The 2,964-nt window shown below is 62.5% G+C and carries 3 protein-coding genes; all 3 read left to right on the forward strand.

What is annotated here, in order from left to right; all coding sequences use genetic code 11:
• The first annotated feature begins 48 nt into the window (after positions 1-48).
• Complete coding sequence (locus ACM6IT_RS23125; RefSeq protein WP_056726683.1) at positions 49-1,170, forward strand: Re/Si-specific NAD(P)(+) transhydrogenase subunit alpha; 1,122 nt, start codon at positions 49-51, stop codon at positions 1,168-1,170.
• An 11-nt stretch (positions 1,171-1,181) separates the two neighbouring features.
• Complete coding sequence (locus ACM6IT_RS23130; protein WP_056726684.1) at positions 1,182-1,535, forward strand: NAD(P) transhydrogenase subunit alpha; 354 nt, start codon at positions 1,182-1,184, stop codon at positions 1,533-1,535.
• On the forward strand, positions 1,532-2,964 hold a 1,433-nt coding region (locus ACM6IT_RS23135; protein ID WP_414918757.1), incomplete at its 3' end, for an NAD(P)(+) transhydrogenase (Re/Si-specific) subunit beta. The genes ACM6IT_RS23130 and ACM6IT_RS23135, both read left to right, overlap by 4 nt.

The following is a 2,964-nucleotide window of genomic DNA, read 5'->3' on the forward strand; positions in this document are numbered from 1 at the left end:
ATCCGTAGTGCATGGGTTTACTCTATAAGATCACGCAGGAGATTTGACGTGCACATTGGTGTTCCTCTCGAAACCCAGACCGGTGAAACACGGGTTGCTGCAACCCCGGAAACCATCAAGAAGCTGATCGGCCAGGGCCATAAGGTCACTGTACAAAGCGGCGCCGGCATTAATGCCAGCGTTGTCGACAGTGCCTATGAAGCGGCAGGCGCAACCATTGGCAGCGCCAATGACGCGTTTGCTGCAGAGCTGATTTTGAAGGTGGTCGCGCCCAGCGACAGCGAACTGGCGCTGATTAAAAGCGGCACCGTTGTGGTGGGCATGCTCAACCCGTTCAGCAACGAAACCATCGCCAAAATGGCCGAGTGCGGCATTACCGCCTTTGCCCTGGAAGCCGCGCCGCGTACCTCCCGCGCCCAGAGCCTGGACGTGCTGTCCTCGCAAGCCAACATCGCCGGCTATAAAGCCGTGTTGCTGGCCGCGCACCACTACCCTCGCTTCATGCCGATGCTGATGACCGCGGCGGGCACCGTGAAAGCGGCGCGCGTGCTGATCCTCGGTGCTGGCGTGGCCGGTTTGCAGGCGATCGCTACGGCGAAACGCCTGGGGGCGGTGATCGAAGCGTCTGACGTGCGTCCGGCGGTAAAAGAGCAGATCGAATCCCTCGGCGCCAAGTTCGTCGACGTGCCCTACGAGACCGATGAAGAGCGTGAATGCGCCGTCGGTGTCGGCGGTTACGCCCGCCCGATGCCGGCCAGCTGGATGCAGCGCCAGGCCGCCGCCGTGCACGAACGCGCCAAGCAGGCTGACATCGTCATCACCACCGCGCTGATTCCCGGCCGCAAGGCACCGACGCTGTTGAGCGCGCAAACCGTGGCCCAGATGAAGCCGGGGTCGGTGGTCATCGACCTCGCGGCGGCCCAGGGCGGCAACTGCCCGCTGACCGTGGCCGATCAGGTGGTCGTCGAACATGGCGTGACCATCGTTGGCCCGACCAACCTGGCCAGCGCCGTGGCGGCTGACGCTTCGGCGCTGTACGCCCGCAACCTGCTGGACTTCATGAAACTGTTGTTCGATAAAGAAGGACAACTGGTGATCAACCTTGAAGACGATATCGTCGCCGCGTGCCTGATGTGCCGCGACGGCCAGATCGTGCGCAAGAACGGCTGAGGATAAAAACAATGGAAGACATGCTGATCTCTCACGGTATCTACAACCTGATCATCTTCGTGCTGGCGATCTATGTCGGCTACCACGTGGTCTGGAACGTCACCCCCGCACTGCACACGCCACTGATGGCGGTGACCAACGCCATCTCGGCCATCGTGATCGTCGGCGCCATGCTGGCAGCGGCGCTGACCGTGACGCCGCTGGGCAAGACCATGGGCACCCTGGCCGTGGCCCTGGCCGCCGTCAACGTGTTTGGTGGCTTCCTGGTGACCCGCCGCATGCTGGAAATGTTCAAGAAGAAAGCGGCCAAAGCTCCGGCTGCCAAGACCGCAACAGCAGCCAAGGCTGAGGTGCAGCAAGCATGAGCATGAACCTGGTTACGTCCCTGTATTTGATCGCCTCGGTCTGCTTCATCCAGGCGCTCAAGGGCCTCTCGCACCCCACCACATCGCGTCGTGGCAACCTGTTCGGCATGCTCGGCATGGGCCTGGCGATCCTCACCACGGTCGGCCTGATCTACAAGCTGGGCTCCGAACTGGCGCAAGACGGTATCGTCTACGTGATCGTCGGCCTGCTGATCGGCGGCACCGCCGGTTCGATCATGGCCAAACGCGTTGAAATGACCAAGATGCCGGAACTGGTCGCCTTCATGCACAGCATGATCGGCCTGGCCGCGGTGTTCATCGCCGTGGCTGCCGTGGTCGAGCCGCAGTCGCTGGGCATCGTCAAGCAGCTCGGTGACGCGATCCCGGCCGGTAACCGCCTGGAACTGTTCCTCGGTGCCGCCATCGGGGCAATCACCTTCTCCGGCTCGGTCATTGCCTTCGGCAAGCTGGCCGGCAAGTACAAGTTCCGCCTGTTCCAGGGGGCACCGGTACAGTTCAGCGGCCAGCACAAGCTGAACCTGCTGCTGGGCCTGGCCACCCTGGGCCTGGGCGTGACCTTCATGCTCACCGGTGACTACACCGCTTTCGCCGTGATGCTGGCCCTGGCCTTCGTGCTCGGCGTGCTGATCATCATCCCGATCGGTGGCGCGGACATGCCAGTGGTCGTGTCGATGCTCAACAGCTACTCCGGCTGGGCAGCGGCGGGCATCGGCTTCTCGCTGAACAACTCGATGCTGATCATCGCCGGTTCGCTGGTGGGCTCGTCCGGTGCAATCCTCTCGTACATCATGTGCAAGGCGATGAACCGCTCCTTCTTTAATGTGCTGCTCGGTGGCTTCGGCAATACGGCAGAGGCGGCCGGCCCGGCGGGTTCCAAAGAAGCCCGTCCGGTGAAATCCGGTTCGGCTGACGACGCGACCTTCCTGCTGACCAACGCCGACACCGTGATCATCGTGCCGGGCTACGGCCTGGCGGTGGCACGCGCTCAGCATGCACTGAAGGAACTGACCGAGAAGCTGACCCATCGCGGCGTGACCGTGAAGTATGCGATCCACCCGGTTGCCGGTCGAATGCCCGGCCACATGAACGTGTTGCTGGCCGAGGCCGAAGTGCCTTACGACCAGGTGTTCGAGATGGACGACATCAACTCCGAGTTCGGCCAGGCCGACGTGGTGCTGGTGCTGGGCGCCAACGACGTGGTCAACCCGGCCGCCAAGAACGATCCGAAATCGCCGATTGCCGGCATGCCGATCCTCGAAGCGTTCAAGGCCAAGACCATCATCGTCAACAAACGCTCGATGGCCAGCGGCTACGCCGGCCTGGACAACGAGCTGTTCTACCTGGACAAGACCATGATGGTGTTCGGCGACGCGAAGAAGGTCATCGAAGACATGGTCAAGGCCGTCGA

The organism is Pseudomonas sp. IT-P4 (assembly GCF_949767755.1).
In the GTDB taxonomy this organism is placed as follows: Bacteria; Pseudomonadota; Gammaproteobacteria; order Pseudomonadales; family Pseudomonadaceae; genus Aquipseudomonas; species Aquipseudomonas monachiensis.